Origin of the sequence: Pseudomonas sp. SO81 (assembly GCF_030374125.1) — a bacterium.
Classification (GTDB): Bacteria; Pseudomonadota; Gammaproteobacteria; order Pseudomonadales; family Pseudomonadaceae; genus Aquipseudomonas.
The window spans coordinates 1154156-1174714 of the sequence record NZ_CP126126.1; the positions used below are offsets into that span (position 1 = coordinate 1154156).

Sequence of the window (20559 nt, forward strand, 5' to 3'; positions counted from 1 at the left end):
GGTGAAGCCCTCACACCTGCAGCGAGGGCTCTAGCGAATATCAGGCCTCCACCTGACTCCACTGCTTGCTCAGCCGCTTGTCGGACACCGCCATTTTCGTGCCCAGCTGCTGGGCGAACAGCGACACGCGGTATTCCTCCAGCATCCAGCGATACAGCACCAGCTCGGGGTCGCGCTTGCCTTCCTGGGCATGCTTGGCGGCGCGGGCCTGGTACTGCTCCCAGGCGGCGGTGAGCTCGCCGGTCCATACGCGGTCGCGCTGCACCTGGCTGCCAACCTTGTCCAGACGTTGCTCGATAGCCTTGAGATAGCGCGGAATCTCCTTCAGCCACTCGCCCGGCGTCTCGCGGACGAAGCCGGGATAGACCAGGTTGGCCAACTGCTGCTTGATGTCGTTGAGCGCCATGGCCTGGGCCAGGTCGATCTTGCCCTTGAAGCGCTTCTGCAGGCCGTGGGCGAGCTTGAGAATTTCCAGCACCAGCTTGGCAATGCGCTCGGCATGCGCAGTCCAGTCGCCGCGCTTCTTCTCGGCCAGGGCGGCCAGGGCGGCGCCATCGCGCGGCAGCGTGGCTTCGCCTTCGAGCACACAGGCGTCCAGGCTGGCCAGCAGGATGTCCTCGACCAGTGCCTCGGGGCGGCCCATCTCGCGATACAGCAGGCCCAGCTCGGTGAGGCCCGGCAGCTTGCCGCGCAGGAACTTGGCGGATTCGGCCAGCTGTTGCAGCAGCAGTTTCTGCAGGGCGCGGCGGTGCTGGAAGTCGGCCTCGGCCTGGGTCGGGAAGCGCCCTTCTTTGACCACCCCGCCCTCTTCCACCAGCGCCGGGAACACGGTCATGGAGATGCCGGCAATCTTCTGCTGGGTCTTTTCGGCGACCTGGGCGAAGGCCTTGGCCTCCACCGGCTTCTGTTCCTGCTTCTGCTGCGGAATGGCCAGGGCGGCCTGGCTGGCCTCGGCGAAGCGCGCGGTCAGCTCGGCCAGGTCGCGGCCTTCGCCGAGGAACTTGCCACGAGCGTCGACCACTTCCAGGTTCATCTTGAGATGCGACTCCAGCTGCTGCGCCGCTTCCTCCCAGGCCTCGTCGGAGACGCGGGCGCCGGTCATGCGGGTCAGCTCGCGGCCGAGGGATTCAGGCAGCGAGCCCTGGCCGAAGGCGATCTTCGACAGGGCCGCGCCGACGAAGTCCGGCACCGGCACGAAGTTCTTGCGCAGGGCCTTGGGCAAGTTGCGCACCAGGGCGATGGCCTTGGCCTCGATCAGGCCGGGCACCAACCATTCCAGGCGGTCCGCCGGCAATTGCGGCAGCAGCGGCGCCGGCACGCGCAGGGTCACACCGTCGCGCGGGTGATTGGGCTCGAAGTGGTAGGTCAGCGGCAGTTGCAGCTCGCCGAGCTGGAGGATGTCCGGGTACTGGGCGGCAGTGACTTCCTTAGCGTCACGGGCCAGCACGTCCTCCTCGCGCATGATCAGCAGCTGCGGGTTCTTCGCGCTCTCGCTCTTGTACCAGTGCTCGAAGGTGGCGGCCTGGTGGATCTCCGCCGGGATGCGCGCCTCGTAGAAGGCGTACAGGGTTTCCTCGTCGGCGAGAATGTCGCGGCGGCGGGCCTTAGCCTCCAGCTCGTCGAGGCGATCCAGCAGCTCGCGGTTGGCCGCCAGGCACTTGGCGCGGCTGTTGATCTCGCCACGCACCAGGCCGTCGCGGATAAACAGTTCGCGCGAGGCCACCGGGTCGACCGGGCCGAAATGCACCGGGCGGCGGCCGACCACGATCAGGCCATACAAAGTGACCTGCTCGAAGGCCACCACCTGGCCGCGACGCTTCTCCCAGTGCGGCTCGAAGTGGTTCTTCTTGATCAGGTGGCCGGCCAGCGGCTCGATCCAGTCCGGCTCGATCTTGGCGACCATACGGGCGAACAGCTTGGTGGTTTCCACCAGCTCGGCGGTCATCACCCAGGTCGGCTTCTTGCGCCCGATCACCGAGGACGGGTGAATCCAGAAGCGCCGCTGGCGCGCGCCGAGGTAGTCGCCCTCCTCGGTCTTCTGGCCGATCTGGCTAAGCAGGCCGGAGAGGATCGCCTTGTGCACCGCGGCGTAGCTCTTGGCGCGCTGCGCGGCCTCGCCGGCCTCGGCCTGCTCGCGGACGATGACGTTGACCTTGGTGTCTTTGGTCGGCTGCGGGCCTTGTGCAGATTGGCCTTTCTGCGGGGCTTTGTCGGTGGGCTGCCCTGCGGGCGAGCGGTCCACCCTACCGTCCGCCGACTTACTCGCGGATAGCAGCAGCTCGCGGGCGATCAGCACCAGTTGGCGGTGGGCATCGCGCCACTCGCGCAGGCGCAGGTAATTCAGGAAGTTCTTCTTGCACCAGTTGCGCAGCGGGTTGCTGCCCAGCTCCTGGCGCTTCTCCTCGAAGCCGCGCCACAGGTTGATCAGTGCAGCGAAGTCGGAGTCGACGTCCTTCCACTGCGCATGGGCCTGGTCGGCAGCCTGCTGACGATCCATCGGCCGCTCGCGCGGGTCTTGCACGGACAGCGCCGAGGCAACGATCAGAATCTCGTCCAGGCTGCCGAGCTTGGCCGCCTCCAGCACCATACGGCCTAACCGGGGATCAATCGGCAGGCGCGCCAGTTGGCGGCCGAGTGGAGTGAGCTGGCTCTCGCGGTTGACCGCCGAGAGCTCCTGCAACAGGGTGAAACCGTCGCTGATGGCCTTGCCATCCGGCGGCTCGATAAAGGGGAAGTCCTCGATGCTGCCCAGGCGCAGATGCAGCATCTGCAGGATCACCGCGGCCAGGTTGGTGCGCAGGATTTCCGGATCGGTGAACTCGGGGCGGGCGAGGAAGTCCTCCTCGCTGTACAGGCGAATGCAGATGCCCGGCTCGACCCGGCCGCAGCGGCCCTTGCGCTGGTTGGCGCTGGCCTGGGAAATGGCCTCGATGGGCAGGCGCTGCACCTTGGCGCGGTAGCTGTAGCGGCTGATGCGCGCGGTGCCGGAGTCGATCACGTAGCGGATGCCCGGCACGGTCAGCGAGGTCTCGGCCACGTTGGTGGCCAGCACGATCTTGCGCGCCCCCATCGGTGCGAAGATCTTCTGCTGCTCGGCCGGGGTCAGCCGCGCATAGAGCGGCAGCACCTCGGTCAGGCGCAGGTTGGCCTTGCGCAGCACCTCGGCGGCCTCGCGGATCTCGCGCTCACCGGGGAGAAACACCAGCACGTCGCCAGGGCGCTTGCCTTCGGCCCGTTCGTGGGCAGCGATCTCGTCCAGCGCGGCGAGAATGCCCTGGTCAACGCTGAGGTCGTCGAGCAGGCGCTCGCCCTCCTCGTCCACCTCGGCGGCCAGCGGGCGGTACCAGGTCTCCACCGGGTAGGTGCGGCCGGAGACCTCGATGATCGGCGCGCCATTGAAGTGCTTACTGAAGCGCTCCAGGTCGATGGTCGCCGAAGTGATGATCAGCTTCAGGTCGGGGCGACGCGGCAGCAGGGTCTTCAGGTAGCCGAGCAGGAAGTCGATGTTCAGCGAACGCTCGTGAGCCTCGTCGACGATGATGGTGTCGTACTTTTCCAGGAAGCGGTCGTGCTGGGTCTCGGCGAGCAGGATGCCGTCGGTCATCAGCTTGATCAGCGTGCTGTCCTTGCTCTGGTCCTCGAAGCGCACCTGGTAGCCGACCAGCTCGCCGAGCGGCGTGGCGATCTCCTCGGCCACGCGGGTGGCGACGCTGCGCGCAGCCAGACGGCGCGGCTGGGTGTGGCCGATCAGACCGTGCACGCCGCGACCGATCTCCAGGCAAATCTTCGGCAGCTGGGTGGTCTTGCCCGAACCGGTTTCGCCGGCGATCACCAGCACCTGGTGCTTGGCCAGCGCGGCCTTGATCTCGTCGCGCTTGGCCGCGATCGGCAGGGCGTCGTCGTAGCGGATGGTCGGGATGCTGCGCTTGCGCGCCTCGACCTTGGCGATGGAGGCCTGGAAGCGCTCCAGCCATTGGGCCAGCTTGGCTTCGTCCGGCGGCGTCTGCTTCTGCAGTTCGTGCAGCTGGCGACGCAGGCGGTGACGGTCGGCCAGCAGGGTCTGGTCGAGGTTCTTCAGCAGGGATTCGTGGGTATCGGTCATCGCAACGGGCGGCTACTTCGGCTAGGCGGCGATTGTCGCAGATTGCCGGCGCCTGGACACGCCGCGACGAGCGGCTGGCGCCAGAAACTGTCGGGTTGATCGGGATCAATTCCGGCCGCACTGCCCACGGGCAGGATATGGCCAAGTGCCAGACCAGCCGCGTGCAGACATACCTATATGAAAAAGTGGATTCTCGATCTCTCCCTCAAATACAAGTTCTGGGCCGTCAACCTGGTGGCCTTCGCCACCACCCTGATGCTGGTGCTGTTCGCCATGCAGCAGGAACAGGCCGGCCGCCACGAGACCGCCCGCGAAGCGGCGCAGGCCAAGGCCGCGTTGCTGGCCGCCTGGCCAGCCGGTGCCGCGCTGCCACGCGATGCCCAGGTGCTGAGCTTCGCCAGCGGCGGCAAGCCGGCCCTACCCGGTGTGACCGGCAAGGAGCGCGGCTGGGTCGAGCTGGAACACGACGGCCTGTGGGGTGACTCACCAGTGATCGGCGCCTGGCTGCAGGATGCCGGCGACGGCCAGCGCCTGGCGGTAACGGCTAGCGCACCGAGCCTGTGGCAGGTGTTCGAGGCCCGTGCCGGCGCCTATGCGCTGTGCGTGTTCGCTCTGATGCTGCTCCTGCTCGGCGCCTCGCAGCTGCTGATCCGTTTTATCCTCAGCCACCTCAACCGGCTCAAGGACGTGATGCTGCACGTGGAGCGCAGCGGCGACCTGGCCGCCCGTGCCGAGCTGGACAGCCGCGACGAAGTGGGCCAGATGGCCAACGCCTTCAACGCCATGCAGGCTGGCTACCAGCGCGTGGTGGGCACCGTGGCCCAGGCCGCCGCCAGCCTCGACGAAGGTGCGCGACGCCTGGCCGCGAGCATGGAGCAGGTGCGCGGCGGCATGCTCGGCCAGCAGAGCGAGACCGACCAGGCCGCCACCGCGATCAACGAGATGTCCACCACCGTGCACCACATCGCCCAGCACGCCGCAGACACTCGCGACCAGTCCACCGAGGCGGATCGCCTCAGCGGTGTCGGCCAGCAGGTGGTGGGCCGCGCCAGCCAGGCCATCGCCGGGCTGTCCCAGGGTGTGCAGCAGACGGCGGAGATGATCCAGCAGCTGGCCGAGGACAGCCGCACCATCGGCAGCATGGTCGAGACCATCCACGGCATCGCCGAGCAGACCAACCTTCTCGCGCTCAACGCGGCCATCGAGGCGGCCCGCGCCGGCGATATGGGCCGTGGCTTCGCCGTGGTCGCCGACGAGGTGCGCAACCTGGCCAAGCGCGTGCAGGACTCCACCGACGAGATCACCCGCATGATCGGCAACCTGCAGTCCGCCAGCCGCGACGCCGTGGAGTTCATGCAGGAAAGCTCGCTCAAGGCCGACCAGTGCGTGCAAGAAGCCGGCGCCGCCGGCGAGGCCCTCGGCCATATCGCCCAGGCGGTGGCATTGATGCGCGAGAGCAACACGCAGATCGCCGTGGCCGCCGAACAGCAGAGCCAGGTGGCCGAGGAAATGACCCGCTCGGTGGTGGGCATCCGCGACGTCACCGAACAGACCGTGCAACAGACCCTGGCCTCGGCCAGCACCAGCGCCGAGCTGGTGAGCCTGGCCGATGAGCTGGGCAGGGCGATTCGGCGGTTGAAGTTGTAGAGGTGGAGTGTATTGCCTGCGGTGAGGTGGCTTCTCGTAGGGTGGTCCGCGCGGCGGCCGCTCGGAGCAAAGCGACAGCCCACCGAGCAGGCAACTCAATTGCCAACGGGTGGACTCCGTGCCGCGCCCGTTGGTGTACTGCCTTCGGCGAGTAACACCCTACAAGAGCGGCCCCTGCAAAAGCTGACACCCTGCGCGCGGCGCCAGGCGACTCAATCGTCGTACACCACAGCCGCCGGGTTCGACCCACCGCCCCAATCCGCCGGATAAACGCCTTTGCACACCTCCCGGTGAAAAGTCGAATAGGGCCAATCCACCACCCGCTCGACCAGCCCATGTTTCACCGGGTTGAAATGCAGGTAGTCGAGATGCGCGCGCAGGTCCGCCTCGTCGCGAATCAGGTGTTCCCAGTAGCGGCGCTGCCAGACGCCTCGCTCGCGCCGGGTGTGGTTGAGGGCGAAGCGTTTCTCTTGCAGCGGCAGGTCGCGGGAGAAGATCAGCTTGATCAGGCGCCAGCGCAGATCGAAGTCCGCGTCGCCGTCCGGCAGCTCGATCACGCAGTGCAGATGGTCCGGCAGCACCACCCAGCCGTGGATACGAAACGGATGCTCAGCGCGCACGGTGCGTACGGCCGCGCGCAGCTGATCGATATAGCGCACCAGCAGATCGCTGTGGTGGCGTTGGCGCAGTGCATGGGTGAAGAAATAGGTGCCGCCCGGGCACCATACGCGGCGGTATTGCGACATGGATCGTCATCCTTGACGAAGGTGGTGGCGCACAGCATAGCGGGCATACGTGGCATTGCCCGCATGGGCGGCCGGTGTATTGCGACAGCCACAACGACTCTTGTCCTGTTCTGCTCGTGTCAGGAGCAACGTCCGAGCCCTGGCGCGGGCTAGCCGTTATGATCGCCACACTACCAAAGGCTCAACCCGACACGGAGCAGTCATGCCCTTCATCACCACCCGCACCGTTCTGTTTGGCGATTGCGACCCCGCCGGGATCGTCTATACGCCGCGCATCGCCTACTTCGTGATCGAGGCGATCCACGAATTCCTCTCCCATCGGCTCGGTGGCGAGGGCCTGCGCAAGCTGTTCGCCATGGGCATCCTGCCGCCGGCGCGGGCTCTGACGGTCGAGTTTCTCTCGCCCATGACTTGGGACGAGGTGATCGACATCGAGGTGCGCAGCGAGGCGCCCGGCACCACTTCGTTCGGCTTCGCCGTGGAAGGGCGCCAGGCCTCGGGCGAAGTGGCCTTCCGCGCGTCGATGACCCAGGTGTGCATCGACCCCGACAGCAAGCAGCCAATCGCCCTGCCCGAGGCCCTGCGCCAGGCCCTGCAGCCCGACTGAGCGAGTCGCAGAAACGAAAAAGCCCCGCCGAAGCGGGGCTTTTTCATGCTGCTAAAGATCAGGCGGTGGCGGCCAGTTTCTTCAGCTCCTCGTCACGCAGTTCGCGACGCAGGATCTTGCCGACGTTGGTGGTCGGCAGGCTGTCGCGGAACTCGACGAAGCGCGGCACCTTGTAGCCGGTGAGGTTGGCGCGCATGTGCTCCATCACCTGCTCCTTGCTCAGGCTCTCGCCCGGACGTACCACGATGAAGACCTTGATCGCCTCGCCCGACTTCTCGTCCGGCACGCCGATGGCGGCGCACTGCAGCACGCCCGGCAGGGTGGCGAGCACGTCTTCCAGCTCGTTCGGGTACACGTTGAAGCCGGACACCAGAATCATGTCCTTCTTGCGGTCGACGATGCGCAGGTAGCCGTCATCCTGGATCACGGCGATGTCACCGGTCTTCAGCCAGCCGTCGGCCGAGAGCATCTCGTCGGTGGCTTCCTGGCGCTGCCAGTAGCCCTTCATCACCTGCGGGCCCTTGACGCACAGCTCGCCACGCTCGCCCAGCGGCAGGTCATTGCCGGCGTCGTCGATGACCTTGCACAGGGTCGACGGCACCGGGATGCCGATGGTGCCGACCTGGATGTTCTGGTATGGGTTGACGGTGGCGACCGGGCTGGTCTCGGTCATGCCGTAGCCTTCGCAGATCGGGCAGCCGGTGACTTCCTTCCAGCGCTCGGCGGTGGCCAGTTGCAGGGCCATGCCGCCGGACAGGGTCAGCTTCAGGGCGGACAGGTCGAGACGGCGGAAGTCCTCGTTGTTGCACAGGGCCACGAACAGGGTGTTGAGGCCGACGAAGGTGGTGAACTTCCACTTGCCCAGCTCTTTCACGGTGCCCGGCAGGTCGCGCGGGTTGGTGATGAGGATGTTGTGGTTGCCGGTCAGCATCATCGCCATGCAATGGAAGGTGAAGGCGTAGATGTGGTACAGCGGCAGCGGGCAGATGACGATCTCGCAGCCTTCGCCGAGGTTGGAGCCCATCAGCGCCTTGGATTGCAGCATGTTGGCCACCAGGTTGCGGTGGGTCAGCATGGCGCCCTTGGCTACGCCGGTGGTGCCGCCGGTGTACTGCAGCACGGCGACGTCGCCGTTGTGCGGACTGGCTTCGCTGACCGGCTTGCCGCGACCCATGGCCAGGGCCTTGTTCAGCTTGACGGCCTGCGGCAGGTTGAACGCCGGGACCATCTTCTTCACGTGCTTGACCACGGTGTTTACCAGCAGGCGCTTGAGCGGCGGCAGCAGGTCACCCACCTCGGTGACGATGACGTGCTTGACGCCGGTCTTCGGCAGCACTTCCTCGGCCAGGTGGGCCATGTTGGCCAGGCAGACCAGGGCCTTGGCGCCAGAGTCGTTGAACTGGTGTTCCATTTCCCGCGCGGTGTACAGCGGGTTGGTGTTGACCACGATCATGCCGGCACGCATGGCGCCAAATACCACGACGGGGTATTGCAGGACGTTGGGCAACTGCACGGCGATGCGATCGCCGGCCTTGAGGTCGGTGTGGTTCTGCAGATAGGCGGCAAAGACGCCGGAGAGTTCGTACAGCTCGCCGTAGGTCAGGGTCTTGCCCATGTTGCTGAAAGCAGGCTTATCGGCAAAGCGTTGGCAGGACTCTTTCAGTACGGCCTGGATGTTGGGGTACTGGTCGGCATCGATCTCGGCAGCGATTCCGACAGGGTATTTGTCCTTCCAGAAGTTATCGATCATGGAAGCCTACTCCTGAGCAACAGCTTGTCTACACCGCGCGCAATGGCGGTCATTTGTTGTGATGTGTTGACCTTGACGCGAGGTGGGGACTGGCGCAAAGCGTGCCGAGAGTAGCAGCTTTGCCAGGGAGCGCCTAGCACCAAAGGCAGCCCCAGCGGTCAGAAAAATGACCGATCATCACTGATCGGTCATTTCCTGATGGAGCGGGTGAAAAGCCCTAGGCAGCTGGGCTTCAGGCGATATCGCGCAGCTCGCGGCGGAGGATTTTGCCGACTGGAGTCATCGGCAGGGAGTCCCTCAGCACGATGTGCTTGGGCACCTTGTAGCCGGTGAAGTTTTCCCGGCAATAGGCCTTGATCTCGTCGATGGAGACGCCACCTTCGCGCGGTACCACGAACAGCTTGACCGCCTCGCCGGATTTCTCGTCCGGCACACCGATCACGGCGCAGCTGGCCACCTTCGGGTGGGCCATGACCACGTCCTCGATCTCGTTGGGGTACACGTTGAAGCCGGAGACGATGATCATGTCCTTCTTGCGGTCGACCACGCGCACATGGCCGTCCGGGTCGATCACCGCGATGTCGCCGGTCTTGAACCAGCCTTCGGCGTCCAGCACCTCGGCGGTGGCCTCTTCGCGCTGCCAGTAGCCCTTCATCACCTGCGGGCCCTTGATGCACAGCTCGCCGCGCTCGCCCAGCGGCTGCTCGACGCCGTTGTCATCGATCACCTTGAGGGTGGTGCCTACCACCGGAATGCCCACCGAGCCCAGGCGCGCCAGCTTGCCGTAGCAGTTGGTGGTGGCCACCGGGGAAGTCTCGGTCAGGCCGTAGCCTTCGACGATGCTGCAGCCGGTCATCTGCTGCCAGCGCTCGGCGGTGGCCTTGACCAGCGCCGTGCCGCCGGAGTTGGTGACCTTCAGGCGCGAGAAGTCGAGGCTCTTGAAGTCCGGGTGATCCATCAGCGCGACGAACAGGGTATTGAGGCCGAGCAGCGCGGAGAACTTCCACTTGCTCAGTTCCTTGACGAAGCCGGGGATGTCGCGCGGGTTGGTGATCAGCACGTTGTGGTTGCCGCTGACCATCATGCACATGCAGTTCGCGGTGAAAGCATAGATATGGTAGAGCGGCAGCGGCGCGATCATGATCTCGCCGCCCTCCTTCATCAGCGGCAGACCGTCGTCGCCGAGCTGCTGCAGGCAGTTGTAGACCTGCTGCATGTTGGCCACCAGGTTGCCGTGGGTGAGCATCGCGCCCTTGGCCACGCCGGTGGTGCCGCCGGTGTACTGCAGCACGGCGATATCGTCCAGGCTCAGCTTGGCCGGCTGGAAGGAGTGGCCCTTGCCGGCGCGCAGCACGTCCTTGAAGGCGATTGCCTGGGGCAGCTGGTAGTCCGGCACCATCTTCTTCAGGTGCTTGACCGAGGCGTTGACCAGCATGCCCTTGAGCGGCGGCAGCATGTCGCCCAGGCGCGCCTCGATCAGGTACTCGACCTGGGTGTCGGGCAGCACTTCCTGCACCGACTTGCCGAAGGTGTTGAGGTACACCAGGGCGCGCACGCCGGCGTCGTTGAACTGGTGGCGCATCTCGCGCACGGTGTACAGCGGGTTGGTGTTGACCACGATCAGGCCGGCGCGCATGGCACCGAACACGGCGATCGGGTACTGCAAGATATTGGGCATCTGCACGGCGATGCGGTCGCCGGGCTTGAGATCGGTGTTCTTCTGCAACCAGGAGGCGAAGGCTGCGGAATAGCGCTCCAGCTCGGCGTAGGTCAGCGTCCTGCCGAGGTTGGTGAATGCCGGGCGATCCGCGAATTTCTTGCAGGAGCGCTCGAAGACTTCAACCACTGAGCGGTAGAGATTGAAGTCGAGCTGGTTGGCCACGCCGGCCGGGCGTTTGTCGTCCCAGAAGTCAGGTTGCATTGTTGTTATTCCCCTAGACCTGAATGTGCAAACCGGACGCCTGAGATGCGACCGGACTGGTCCGGAACTTAGCAGCTCGGGGACAACAGGCAAATAGCCGAGGGTCTCCATAGACCCTGTGAATCTTTACCATGCTTTTCGGCGATTCATCCCTGGCTGGGCTATAGCTACTAATCAGCTCACGAATGCCGCCATCCATGCCGCGCAACCTCTACCTCGTCGTACTCGCCCTGCTCTGCCTGCCGCTGGCGGCCCAGCCGCGCCTGGCCACCCTGGAATACCCGCCCTACAGCAGCCAGCAACTGGCGGACGGCGGCAGCATCGTCGAGCTGACCCGCCGCGCCTTCGCCACCCAGGGCTATACCCCGCAGATCGACTTCCTGCCCTGGGCGCGGGTGCGCGCCGAGCTGCGTCAGGGCAGCTACCAGGGTGCCCTGGCGCTGTGGCCACAGGAGATCAAGGAAGAGAACCTCACCGCCTCGCGGCCGCTGTTCTACAGCCAGCTCGGCCTGTTCGTACGGCGTAGCGAGCCCCAGCCGTTCGGCGAGTTGGCCGACCTGCGCGGGCGCCGGGTCGGCATCGTGCGTGGCTATGGTTACCCGCCGCGCCTGTTCGAGTCCGGCCTGGTCGCCGAGGAGGCGGTGGACGACATCAGCAACCTGCGCAAGCTGGCGGCCAAGCGCTTCGACCTGGTGCTGCTGGAGCGCATCGTCGGCGAGTATCTGGTGGACGGCGACGACGAACTGCGCGGCCGCCTGGTGTGGCAGGAACCGGCGCTGGAACGCATCCCGCTGGTGGTCGGCTTCGCGGCCCCGCGCGCCGGCCAGCCGGACTGGGCCGCCATCTTCGAGCGCGGCCTGCGCGAACTGCATGCCAGCGGCGAGTACATGCGCATCCTCAAGCGCCACAACAGCTGGCGCTAGCGGCCCTTTGCCTGGCCGAACAAGCCATGCACAATGCCGCGATTCCCCTGGGCACAAGGACCGCCATGCACCAGCAAGCATTCTGGATCGGCGCCAGCGACGGCACCCCCCTGCACGTACTCCACTGGCACGCCGATGCCCCGCCCAAGGCGGTGCTGATGATCGCCCACGGCATGGCCGAACACTCCCTGCGCTACGCCCGCCTGGCCGAGCGCCTGGTGGCCGACGGTTACGAGGTGTACGCCCTCGACCAGCGCGGCCACGGCGTAACCGCCGAGAAGGGCGTGCTAGGCCTGTACGCCGAGCAGGACGGCTGGAGCAAGGTGGTCGGCGACCTCGCCAGCCTCAACCACCATATCCGCCAGCAGCACCCGCAGGCGCCGATCCTGCTGCTCGGCCACAGCATGGGCAGCTATATCGGCATGGCCTACCTGATGCAGCACAGCTGCAGCCTGCAGGGCGCCATCCTGTCCGGCTCCAACTACCAGCCGCTGCCGCTGTACAAGGCCGCCAGCCTGATCGCCCGCTTCGAGCGCTGGCGCCTCGGACCCCGGGGCCGCAGCAAGCTGATCGACTTCCTCTCCTTCGGCTCGTTCAACAAGGCCTTCAAGCCCAACCGCACCGGCTTCGACTGGCTCAGCCGCGACCCGGCGGAGGTCGACAAGTACGTGACCGACCCGCTGTGCGGCTTCGTCTGTACCACCCAGCTGTGGTGCGATCTGATGGACGGCTTCCAGCAGATCACCCCGGTACGCAACCTGGCGCAGATCGACAGCGACCTGCCGCTGCTGGTGATCGGCGGCGACCGCGACCCGGTCAGCGAAGGCAAGCGCCTCGGCGATCTGGCCGGCGCCCTGCGCACCGCCGGCCTCAGCAATGTGGAACTGAAGATCTACCCCGAGGCCCGCCACGAGCTGCTCAACGAGAGCAACCGCGACGAGGTCACCGACTACCTGCACGGCTGGCTGGAGCGGACCCTGGCCCGCAGCCGCCAGTGCCCCACTCCCAGCAAGGAAACCGTATGACTCAGGTCACCAACATCCCCTACGACGCCCTCGAAGTCGGCCAGCAGGCCAGCCTGGTGAAATCCGTTGAAGAGCGCGACGTGCAGCTGTTCGCCGCCGTCTCCGGCGACAACAACCCGGTGCACCTGGACGCCGCCTTCGCCGCCGAAACCATGTTCAAGGAGCGTATCGCCCACGGCATGTTCAGCGGCGCGCTGATCAGCGCCGCCATCGCCTGCCGGTTGCCCGGCCCGGGCACCATCTACCTGGGCCAGCAGCTCAAGTTCACCCGCCCGGTGAAACTCGGCGACACCCTGACCGTGCAGCTGGAAGTGCTGGAAAAACTGCCCAAGGGCCGCGTGCGCCTGGCCACCCGCGTGTTCAACCAGAACCAGGAGCAGGTGGTGGACGGCGAAGCCGAAGTGCTGGCCCCACGCGCCGAGCAGACCCTGACCATGCCGGAGATGCCGAAAGTCACGATTGGCTAAGGCTCGACCTGAAAGCCAGGCGGGCCCCCAGCCCGGCTGGCTTTTTTCATACATGGAACTGTAGAGATCGCTGGAAATGGAATTCTGGAAACCGAGTGTTCGTAAGCTGGCAACCACCACGATTCTTGTCGTGGCGGCCGTTATTCACTCCTGCTCTTCGGGCATGCTCAACGAGTTCTTCAAGGGGAAACTGCTCGAGCCTTACGCAGAACTCCTTGAAAAGCGCCAAGGGCTTAAACCCAAAGCACCAGAGCTGACTGAAGAAACACAGCAGGCAATGTTGGAGCTGATCAAGAGTGCCGAGTACCAGCGACTGCTCAAGATGGGCTATCTCAACATGGCCATTCAGGGCTTTATTGGCATCTTCCTCGCCTACTTTGCCGCCTGCCTGATCCATCGCAAGAAGAAGCTGGAACTCCTCGCCCCAGCTTCAGCCGACAACGCGAACGACGCTCCTACTCCTGCGCCATAACCCGCACGCTCGCCGTCATCCCCGCACTTAGCGGCAACTCGTTCGGCACTTCCTCCAGCTCGATGCGCACCGGGATGCGCTGGGCCAGGCGTACCCAGTTGAAGGTCGGCTCGACATTGGCCAGCAGTTGCGCGTCCGGCGCGGCGTTGCGGTCGGTGATGCCGCGACTGATGCTCTGTACCTTGCCCTGCAGCGGTTCGCCGCCGCTCATCAGGACCACTTCGGCCGGCGCGCCGACACGAATGCCCGGCAGCTTGGTCTCCTCGAAGTAGGCCTGCACGTAGAAGGAATCGTCCGCCACCAGCGCCATCACCGCCTGGCCGCTCTGCACGTAGTTGCCCTGGGCCAGGTGCAGGTTGGTGACCTGGCCGGCGCGCGGCGCGCGCACCTCGCTGCGCCTGAGGTTCAGCTCGGCCAGCTTGACCTCGGCTTCGGCCTGCTGCAGTTCGGCGCGGGCAATCTCGGCGTTGATCTGGGCGTTCTCGCGTAGCTCTGCGCTGATCGCCTGGGGCCCCAGATGGGCGCGGCGCGAGGCCTCGTGCTGACGCAGGTTGAGCTGCTGGCGACGGGTCTCGGCCAGGGCGCGGGCCTTGTCCAGCGCCGCTTGGTAGCGCTCGCGATCGATGCTCATCAGCAGGTCACCGGCCTTGACCGCCTGGTTGTCCCGGACCTTCAGCTCGACCACCCACCCGGACACGTCCGGCGCGATGGTGACCACATCGGCGCGCACCCGCGCGTCGCGGGTCCAGGGCGAGATCATGTAGAAGTGCCACAGCCACCAGCCGGCCAGCAGGGCCAATAGGACCGTCACCAGGGTCACCGCCACACGGGGAAGTGCATTCATCACCAACTCCTTAGAACCTGCTTACCAGGTCGCCAGCACGGCCATCAGCCCCGCCAGCACACAAACATAGAGGGCGCAGTCGAACAGCGCCTCGTGCCAGATCCAGCGCGCCAGGCCGGCGCGCTGCAGGCCCAGGCGCAGTGCGCCGGTCAGCAGCAGCGCCAGCAGCGCGTACAGCAGCATGGGGCTGAGCAGCACGCCGCCCAGGGTCAATTCACTCAACGCCATGGGACTCTCCTTGCCGGTCGCACCAGTGGCGCCAGCTGTGGGTCAGTTGCAGCAGTGCGGCCTCGGCCAGGCGCAACTCGATGGCCGGCGACTGGTCGTGCAGGGCTCGCGCCAGGGCATCTGCCGGCGCCTGCAGGTCGCCGCCGTGCGCCTGTGCCGGGCCGCGCCGCAGCAGTGCCTGCACCTCGTCGAAGAAGCGCCGCTCGGCCTGGCGCGGCGCAGCGGCTGCCGCGGCCAGGCAGGCGCGCAGGTGCAGCAGCTCATCGCCCAGGTCGAGGCTGTCGATGCCGTCGTCCCAGCGGCTGCGCCCCCCTTCCGGCAGCTGCGGATAGAAGCGCGCCAGCTGCAGCAGGCGATCCGCCATGCGCCCGCCGAACCAGTTCTCGGCGCCCTCCAGGGTGCGCGAGCAGAGCCGCGCCAGGTCATCCAGCGTCGCCTTGAGCAAACGCCGACCGTGCCACGCCGGATTGCGCAGCACGATCAGGCGCAGCGCCAGCACGGCGCAGCCGACGCCGATCAGCATCGCCAGCGCCTCGTTGAGGAAGAGGGCGACGTTGTAGGCCATGTCGTTGCGCGGCGCGCAGAGCACGATGAAGTGCAGGCAGAAGGACGTCGCGGCGCCGGCCAGCGCCGGACGCGACATGGCCAGCAGACCGAAGAACAGCGGCACGCCGAGAGCCAGGCAGAGCAGCGGAAAACCGTTCCACTGCGGCAACAGGATCTGGCCGACGAAGAAGGCCACCGGCAGCGCGTAGAAGATCCCGCGCAGGAAGGCCATGCCGATCAGGTCAGCGTTCTCGCGGCTGGCGAACAGGCTGCATACCACCGCGGCCAGCAGCAGCGCACCGCTGGCGGCCGGCCAGCCGGTGGCCAGCCAGAAGGCCGACAGCACCAGCAGCGTTAGGCAGCTGCGCAGGCCGTAGACGGCGGCCGTCTGCACATCGCGGTGCCAGGACAGGGGCGGCGGCGCGCCCTGTGGAGCCTCGCCACGCACCACCGCCTCCAGCGTCGCCTGGGCCCGCGACAGCTGTCGCACCAGCACCGCCATGCGACCGAGACAGTACTGCCGCGCCAGAGGCTGGGACGCTTCGCGGGACTGCTCCAGCAGGCGCTGGTAGAGCGCCTCCTGGCGCGCCATGTCCGGTTCGGCGAGCAGGGTCTGGACCTCGTTCAGCAGCGGTGTCAGCGCGTGGGCGTCGGTTTCGTCCAGCTGCTGCCACTGGCGCGCCACGCCGCGGGCCAGACGCAACAGGCCGAGCAGCTCGCGAGTCAGGGCGCGCAGGCCGCGGGCCCGCTGGCGACCCAGCCGCCCCTCGAACCAGGCGTGCTCGCGCTGGGCATCCACCGCGACGATGCGCCCGAGCGTCTCCAGCAAGCCCTGGCGCCCCGCGGCCCGGCCCTGCAGCGCGGCGGCCGCCGCCTGCGCCCCGCCCTGCCAGGCCGCGCGCGCCTGTTGCACCACCACGCGCTCCACGCGCTGCGGCCACAGCACGGCGCTGACCGCCATGGAGCAGAGGATGCCGAGGCAGATCTCGGTGCAGCGCGCCACCGCCTCGTCGAACACCAGTAGCGGTTTGCCGGTGATCGGCAGGCAGATGATCGCCACCGTGTAGCCGGCCAGCACGAAGGCATAGGCCCAGGCACTGCGCAGCAGGGTCGAGGCCGCCGTGCACAGGCCCAGCCACAGGGCCATCACCAGCAGGAAGAGCCAGGGCGCCTGGGCGAACAGCCCCATGAAGAACACCGACAGCGCCGTGCCGATCAGGGTGCCGAGCAGCCGCGCCAGGCCCTTCTGCACCACCATGCCGGCCAGTGGCTGAGCGACGATGAACGCGGTCATCAGCGCCCATTGCGGCTGGTCGAGATCGAAGCGAAAGGCACACCACAGCGCCAGACCGCCACTCAGCAGCGTCTTGCAGGCGAACTGCAGGGCGGCGAGATCAGGAGCAAGCAAGGCCGAGAGGGAATCGCGCACGAGGACTACCGGATAAGGCACTTGGGAAGAAGGTAGATGGCTGCGACGAAGCTGACGAAACAACCAGATCTAATTATTAGCCAGCTATCAGTATTCGTCCACCTCCCCCGATGGACGAACGGCGCTTGCAATTAATTAATCGGATATTTAATTATTAGCACCATGAGCAAACAGACCAGAACCCCACGCGCCCCCGGGCGCCCCGCCGCCGATGCCACGGTGCAGCGCGAGCTGCTGCTGAACGTCGCCACCGACCTGTTCTCCCACCAGGGCATCCAGGCCACCAGCCTGCGCGCCATCGCCGAGCACGCCGGGGTGACTCCGGCCCTGCTCAACTACTACTTCGGCAACAAGGACAGACTGGTCGACGCCATGGTCGAGGAACGCTTCCTGCCGCTGGTAATGACCGCCGCCCAGGGCCTGCAGCAGGCCGGCGATGACCCGCTGGCCCTGGTGGAAGCCTTCCTCCGCGACATGAGCCGCAACGTCGCCCAGCACCCGTGGATTTCCCAGCTGTGGGTGCGCGAGATCCTCTGCGAGGGCGGCGTATTGCGCGAACGCCTGATGGACCGCGTCGCCCCGCTGGTGCCGCTGCTGCTGGCGCAGAAATTTGCCGCCGCCCAGGCCCGCGGCGCGCTCAACCCCGAGCTCGATCCGCGCCTGCTGGTGGTCTCGCTGATCGGCCTCACCCTTCTCCCCTACGCGGCCGCGCCGATCTGGCGTGGCGTGTTCGCCAACCCGCAGATCGGCGACGACGCGCTGATCGCCCACACGCTCGCCCTGCTCAAGGGCGGCATGGAGCCCTGAGATGTACCGTCTGCCGCTATCTGGCCTGCTGCTGACCGGCCTGCTCGTCACCAGCCTCACCGGTTGCGACTCCTCCGGCGAACAGTTGCTGGGTACCCTGGAATGGGACCGCGTGGGCGTGCCCGCCGAAGCCTCGGAAACCATCCTCGCCTGGAAGGTCGCCGAGGGTGATCGGGTCGAGGCCGGCCAGCTCCTGCTGGAATTGGACCCGCGCCGCCAGGACGCGCGCATCGCCCAGGCCCGCGGCGAAGTGGACCAGGCCGCCGCGCGCCTGGCCGAACTGAGCAACGGCGCGCGCAGCGAGACCATCGACGCGGCCCGCGCCACCCTGGCGCGCAACCGCGCCGAGCTGACCGACGCCGAGCGCAACTTCCAGCGCATCGCCGCGCTGTACCAGCGCAAGCAGGTAGCGATCGCCGAGCTGGATCGCTCGCGCGCGGCCCGCGACCAGGCCAGCGGCGCCACCCGCAGCGCCGAGGCGCAGTTGCGCGAGCTGACCAACGGCACCCGTCCGGAACAGCTGGAACAGGCCGGCGCCGCCCTGGATGCCGCTCGCGGCAACCTGGCCCAGCTGGAAGTCGGCCGCGAGCACCTGAGCCTGCGCGCGCCCCGCGCCGGCGTGATCGACGCCCTGCCGTTCAAGGTCGGCGACCAGCCGCCGGCCGGTGCCGAACTGGTCAGCCTGCTGGTCGGCGAGGCGCCCTATGCACGGGTATTTATCCCCGCCAGCATTCGCGCCCAGGTGCAGGTCGGCGATGCCATGCGCATCCATGTCGAGGGTATCGAGCAGCCCTTCTCCGCCAAGGTGCGCAGCATCCGCAGCGAGGCCAGCTTCACCCCCTACTACGCCCTCACCGGCGACGACGCCAGCCGCCTGATGTACCGCGCAGAGCTCGTGTTCGAAGGCGAGGCCGCACGCCAGCTGCCGGCCGGCCTGCCGCTGCAGGCGCAACGCATTGCGGGTGAGCGCGATGAACGACAGTGACCTGGTGATCCGCGCCCGCGGCCTGAGCAAGCGCTTCGGCAAGCTCACCGCGGTCGACCACCTCGACCTCTCCGTACCGCGCGCCGAGGTGTTCGGCTTCCTCGGCCCCAACGGCTGCGGCAAGTCCACCACCATCCGCATGCTCTGCGGCCTGCTCCAGCCCAGCGAGGGCGAGGTGGAAGTACTCGGCTGCCAGATCCCCCGCGACGCCGAGGAACTGAAGCGGCGCATAGGCTACATGACCCAGAAGTTCTCCCTCTACGAAGACCTGACGGTGCAGGAGAACCTGGAATTCCTCGCCTCCGTGCAAGGCATCGGCCGCCGCGAAACCCGCCAGCGCATCGACGAGCTGCTGGAACGCTACTGGCTCACCGACCGCCGCAAGCAGCTGGCCGGCACCATGAGCGGCGGGCAGAAGCAGCGCCTGGCCCTGGCCGGCGCGGTGCTGCACAAGCCCGACCTGCTGCTGCTCGACGAACCGACCAGCGCAGTCGACCCACAGTCGCGCCGGGAATTCTGGGACTCGCTGTTCGAACTGGCCGAGGAAGGCACCACCCTGCTGGTGTCCACCCACTACATGGACGAAGCCGAGCGCTGCACCCGCCTGGGGATTCTGGACGCCGGCCGCCTGGTCGCCGACGGCAGCCCGCGCGAGCTGATGGACGCCCTGCCCGGCCACCCGCTGCTGATCGAATGCGCCCAGCCGCGCGCGGCCCAGCGCGCCCTGCACGGCCACCGCGAAGTGCTGGCCAGCGCGCAGATCGGCGCCACCCTGCGCGTGCTCTGCGCCAGCGAAAACGCCCGCGACGACATCGCCGCCACCCTGCGCCGCGCCGGCGTCGAAGCCGAGCTGCGCGACGGCGAGGCCAACCTGGAAGACGTGTTCGTCGCCGTCACCCGCAAGCCGCTGGAGGCCACGCCATGAACCTGCGTCGCATGGGCGCCGTCGTCCTCAAGGAGCTGCGCCAGCTGCGCCGCGACAAGCTGACCTTCGTCATGATCGCCGGCGTGCCGCTGCTGCAGCTGGTGCTGTTCGGCTACGCCATCAACATGGACGTGCGCGGCATCGAGGCCGCCGTGCTGGACCAGGCCAACACCGCGCAGTCGCGCGAGGCGGTGGCGGAGATCGCCTCCAGCCAGGTGATCGAGGTGAAGTACCGGCTGGACAACCCGCAGCAGATCGACCAACTGATGCGCCAGGGCCGGATCAGCGCCGCCCTGGTGGTACCCCGCGACTTCGACGCGCGCCTGCAGCGCCACGACCCCAGCCGCGCGCCCCTGCAACTGGTGGTGGACGGCTCCGACCAGAGCGTACAGGCCTCGGCCCGGCAGCTGGCGGCCTTTCCTCTCGCCGGCTGGAGCGGCGTACCGGGCGTGGAGGTAGTCAACTTCTACAACCCCGAACGCCTGGCGCCGCTGAACACCGTACCCGGCCTACTCGGGGTAATCCTGACCATGACCATGGTGATGTTCACCGCCGTGGCCCTGGTCCGGGAGCGCGAGCACGGCAACCTGGAGCTGCTGATCGCCACGCCGGTGTCGCCCTGGGAGCTGACCATCGGCAAGGTCCTGCCCTTCGTCGGCATCGGCCTGATCCAGGTCTCGGTGATCCTGGTGGTCAGCCACTGGATGTTCGCCGTGCCGGTGCGCGGCTCGCTGCTCGATCTGTACGGCGCCTCGCTGCTGTTCATCATCGCCAGCCTGGCCCTCGGCGTGTGGCTATCCACTCTGGCCAGCACCCAGTTCCAGGCCATGCAGCTGGCCTTCTTCACCTTCCTGCCGCAGATCCTGCTGTCCGGCTTCATGTTCCCCTTCGCCGGCATGCCCAAGGTGGCGCAGTGGATCGCCGAGCTGATGCCGCTGACCCACTACCTGCGCCTGTCGCGCGGCATCATGCTGCGCGAGGCTGGGTTGCTTGAACTGTGGCTGGAGATGCTGATCCTAATAGTGTTCTGCGCGGCTCTGCTGGGCCTGGCGGTATCGCGCATCCACAAACGCCTGGACTGAGGCCCAAGTTTTTTAGCGGATGTGTCGTCGTCATGTTGCGGCCATCCGCACGC

General features: G+C 66.9%; 17 protein-coding genes and 1 pseudogene. 11 read left to right on the forward strand and 7 right to left on the reverse strand.

Annotated elements, in window-relative coordinates:
* Positions 1–40: 40 nt before the first annotated feature.
* Complete coding sequence (gene hrpA, locus OH686_RS05620; protein WP_289536728.1) at positions 41–4102, reverse strand: ATP-dependent RNA helicase HrpA; 4062 nt, start codon at positions 4100–4102, stop codon at positions 41–43.
* A gap of 615 nt (positions 4103–4717) precedes the next feature.
* Between hrpA and OH686_RS23320 the strand changes: the two are divergent.
* Positions 4718–4879: pseudogene (locus tag OH686_RS23320) on the forward strand (HAMP domain-containing protein); the annotation flags it as partial.
* Positions 4880–4993: 114 nt separating this feature from the next.
* Positions 4994–5749, forward strand: coding sequence for a methyl-accepting chemotaxis protein (locus OH686_RS23325; protein ID WP_502942800.1), 756 nt, complete (start codon positions 4994–4996; stop codon positions 5747–5749).
* 212 nt (positions 5750–5961) lie between these two features.
* On the opposite strand, the gene OH686_RS05630 is transcribed toward OH686_RS23325, so the two are convergent.
* Positions 5962–6495: an REP-associated tyrosine transposase gene (locus tag OH686_RS05630; RefSeq protein WP_289536731.1), complete on the reverse strand. Its 534-nt coding sequence runs from the start codon at positions 6493–6495 to the stop codon at positions 5962–5964.
* A 202-nt stretch (positions 6496–6697) separates the two neighbouring features.
* Between OH686_RS05630 and OH686_RS05635 the strand changes: the two genes are divergently transcribed.
* Positions 6698–7102 carry an acyl-CoA thioesterase gene (locus OH686_RS05635; RefSeq protein ID WP_289536732.1) on the forward strand — a complete coding sequence of 135 codons (405 nt, stop codon included), beginning with the start codon at positions 6698–6700 and terminating at the stop codon, positions 7100–7102.
* Positions 7103–7160: 58 nt separating this feature from the next.
* Here the strand turns inward: OH686_RS05635 and fadD1 are convergent, their stop codons facing one another.
* Positions 7161–8852 carry a long-chain-fatty-acid--CoA ligase FadD1 gene (gene fadD1 / locus OH686_RS05640; RefSeq protein WP_289536733.1) on the reverse strand — a complete coding sequence of 564 codons (1692 nt, stop codon included), beginning with the start codon at positions 8850–8852 and terminating at the stop codon, positions 7161–7163.
* A 232-nt stretch (positions 8853–9084) separates the two neighbouring features.
* A complete protein-coding gene (gene fadD2, locus OH686_RS05645) occupies positions 9085–10773 on the reverse strand; it encodes a long-chain-fatty-acid--CoA ligase FadD2 (protein WP_289536734.1) in 1689 nt (562 codons plus the stop codon).
* A gap of 197 nt (positions 10774–10970) precedes the next feature.
* On the opposite strand from fadD2, the gene OH686_RS05650 reads away from it, so the two are divergent.
* From OH686_RS05650 to OH686_RS05665, 4 genes are all read left to right on the forward strand, one after another.
* Positions 10971–11696 (forward strand): substrate-binding periplasmic protein, encoded by a 726-nt coding sequence (locus tag OH686_RS05650; protein WP_289536736.1) that lies wholly within the window; start codon positions 10971–10973, stop codon positions 11694–11696.
* Positions 11697–11761: 65 nt separating this feature from the next.
* Complete coding sequence (locus tag OH686_RS05655) at positions 11762–12721, forward strand: alpha/beta hydrolase (RefSeq protein ID WP_289536737.1); 960 nt, start codon at positions 11762–11764, stop codon at positions 12719–12721.
* Positions 12718–13188 carry a MaoC family dehydratase gene (locus OH686_RS05660; protein ID WP_289536738.1) on the forward strand — a complete coding sequence of 157 codons (471 nt, stop codon included), beginning with the start codon at positions 12718–12720 and terminating at the stop codon, positions 13186–13188. Before OH686_RS05655 ends, OH686_RS05660 begins: the two co-directional genes overlap by 4 nt.
* A gap of 76 nt (positions 13189–13264) precedes the next feature.
* Positions 13265–13660, forward strand: a complete 396-nt coding sequence (locus OH686_RS05665) for a hypothetical protein (protein ID WP_289536740.1) — start codon at positions 13265–13267, stop codon at positions 13658–13660.
* Here the strand turns inward: OH686_RS05665 and OH686_RS05670 are convergent.
* The 3 genes from OH686_RS05670 to OH686_RS05680 are packed head-to-tail and all read right to left on the reverse strand — an operon-like array spanning position 13644 to position 16707.
* Positions 13644–14504: an efflux RND transporter periplasmic adaptor subunit gene (locus OH686_RS05670; protein WP_289536742.1), complete on the reverse strand. Its 861-nt coding sequence runs from the start codon at positions 14502–14504 to the stop codon at positions 13644–13646. The genes OH686_RS05665 and OH686_RS05670 overlap by 17 nt on opposite strands.
* A gap of 21 nt (positions 14505–14525) precedes the next feature.
* Positions 14526–14732: a DUF1656 domain-containing protein gene (locus OH686_RS05675; RefSeq protein WP_289536743.1), complete on the reverse strand. Its 207-nt coding sequence runs from the start codon at positions 14730–14732 to the stop codon at positions 14526–14528.
* The gene (locus OH686_RS05680; RefSeq protein ID WP_289536744.1) at positions 14719–16707 is read right to left on the reverse strand and encodes an FUSC family protein; all 1989 of its coding nucleotides are present in this window, start codon (positions 16705–16707) and stop codon (positions 14719–14721) included. The genes OH686_RS05675 and OH686_RS05680 overlap by 14 nt, the downstream gene beginning before the upstream one ends.
* Positions 16708–16869: 162 nt before the next feature.
* Here OH686_RS05680 and OH686_RS05685 point away from each other — a divergent pair, with 162 nt between their 5' ends.
* The 4 genes from OH686_RS05685 to OH686_RS05700 are packed head-to-tail and all read left to right on the forward strand — an operon-like array spanning position 16870 to position 20506.
* Complete coding sequence (locus OH686_RS05685; protein WP_289536745.1) at positions 16870–17514, forward strand: TetR/AcrR family transcriptional regulator; 645 nt, start codon at positions 16870–16872, stop codon at positions 17512–17514.
* Between the two features lies 1 nt (position 17515).
* Positions 17516–18499 (forward strand): HlyD family secretion protein, encoded by a 984-nt coding sequence (locus tag OH686_RS05690; protein ID WP_289536747.1) that lies wholly within the window; start codon positions 17516–17518, stop codon positions 18497–18499.
* A complete protein-coding gene (locus tag OH686_RS05695; protein ID WP_289536748.1) occupies positions 18486–19424 on the forward strand; it encodes an ABC transporter ATP-binding protein in 939 nt (312 codons plus the stop codon). Before OH686_RS05690 ends, OH686_RS05695 begins: the two co-directional genes overlap by 14 nt.
* Positions 19421–20506: an ABC transporter permease gene (locus tag OH686_RS05700; RefSeq protein ID WP_137974458.1), complete on the forward strand. Its 1086-nt coding sequence runs from the start codon at positions 19421–19423 to the stop codon at positions 20504–20506. The genes OH686_RS05695 and OH686_RS05700 overlap by 4 nt, the downstream gene beginning before the upstream one ends.
* Positions 20507–20559: the final 53 nt, after the last annotated feature.

Bases quoted from the DNA above. Each gene is read 5' to 3' on its own strand.
- OH686_RS05655 (WP_289536737.1), top strand. From the start codon at position 11,762: ATGCACCAGCAAGCATTCTGGATCGGCGCCAGCGACGGCACCCCCCTG.
- OH686_RS05695 (WP_289536748.1), top strand. From the start codon at position 18,486: ATGAACGACAGTGACCTGGTGATCCGCGCCCGCGGCCTGAGCAAGCGC.
- fadD1 (WP_289536733.1), bottom strand. From the start codon at position 8,852: ATGATCGATAACTTCTGGAAGGACAAATACCCTGTCGGAATCGCTGCC.
- OH686_RS05690 (WP_289536747.1), top strand. From the start codon at position 17,516: ATGTACCGTCTGCCGCTATCTGGCCTGCTGCTGACCGGCCTGCTCGTC.
- fadD2 (WP_289536734.1), bottom strand. From the start codon at position 10,773: ATGCAACCTGACTTCTGGGACGACAAACGCCCGGCCGGCGTGGCCAAC.
- OH686_RS23325 (WP_502942800.1), top strand. From the start codon at position 4,994: ATGCTCGGCCAGCAGAGCGAGACCGACCAGGCCGCCACCGCGATCAAC.
- OH686_RS05670 (WP_289536742.1), bottom strand. From the start codon at position 14,504: ATGAATGCACTTCCCCGTGTGGCGGTGACCCTGGTGACGGTCCTATTG.
- OH686_RS05700 (WP_137974458.1), top strand. From the start codon at position 19,421: ATGAACCTGCGTCGCATGGGCGCCGTCGTCCTCAAGGAGCTGCGCCAG.
- OH686_RS05685 (WP_289536745.1), top strand. From the start codon at position 16,870: ATGAGCAAACAGACCAGAACCCCACGCGCCCCCGGGCGCCCCGCCGCC.
- OH686_RS05630 (WP_289536731.1), bottom strand. From the start codon at position 6,495: ATGTCGCAATACCGCCGCGTATGGTGCCCGGGCGGCACCTATTTCTTC.
- OH686_RS05665 (WP_289536740.1), top strand. From the start codon at position 13,265: ATGGAATTCTGGAAACCGAGTGTTCGTAAGCTGGCAACCACCACGATT.
- OH686_RS05635 (WP_289536732.1), top strand. From the start codon at position 6,698: ATGCCCTTCATCACCACCCGCACCGTTCTGTTTGGCGATTGCGACCCC.
- hrpA (WP_289536728.1), bottom strand. From the start codon at position 4,102: ATGACCGATACCCACGAATCCCTGCTGAAGAACCTCGACCAGACCCTG.
- OH686_RS05675 (WP_289536743.1), bottom strand. From the start codon at position 14,732: ATGGCGTTGAGTGAATTGACCCTGGGCGGCGTGCTGCTCAGCCCCATG.
- OH686_RS05660 (WP_289536738.1), top strand. From the start codon at position 12,718: ATGACTCAGGTCACCAACATCCCCTACGACGCCCTCGAAGTCGGCCAG.
- OH686_RS05650 (WP_289536736.1), top strand. From the start codon at position 10,971: ATGCCGCGCAACCTCTACCTCGTCGTACTCGCCCTGCTCTGCCTGCCG.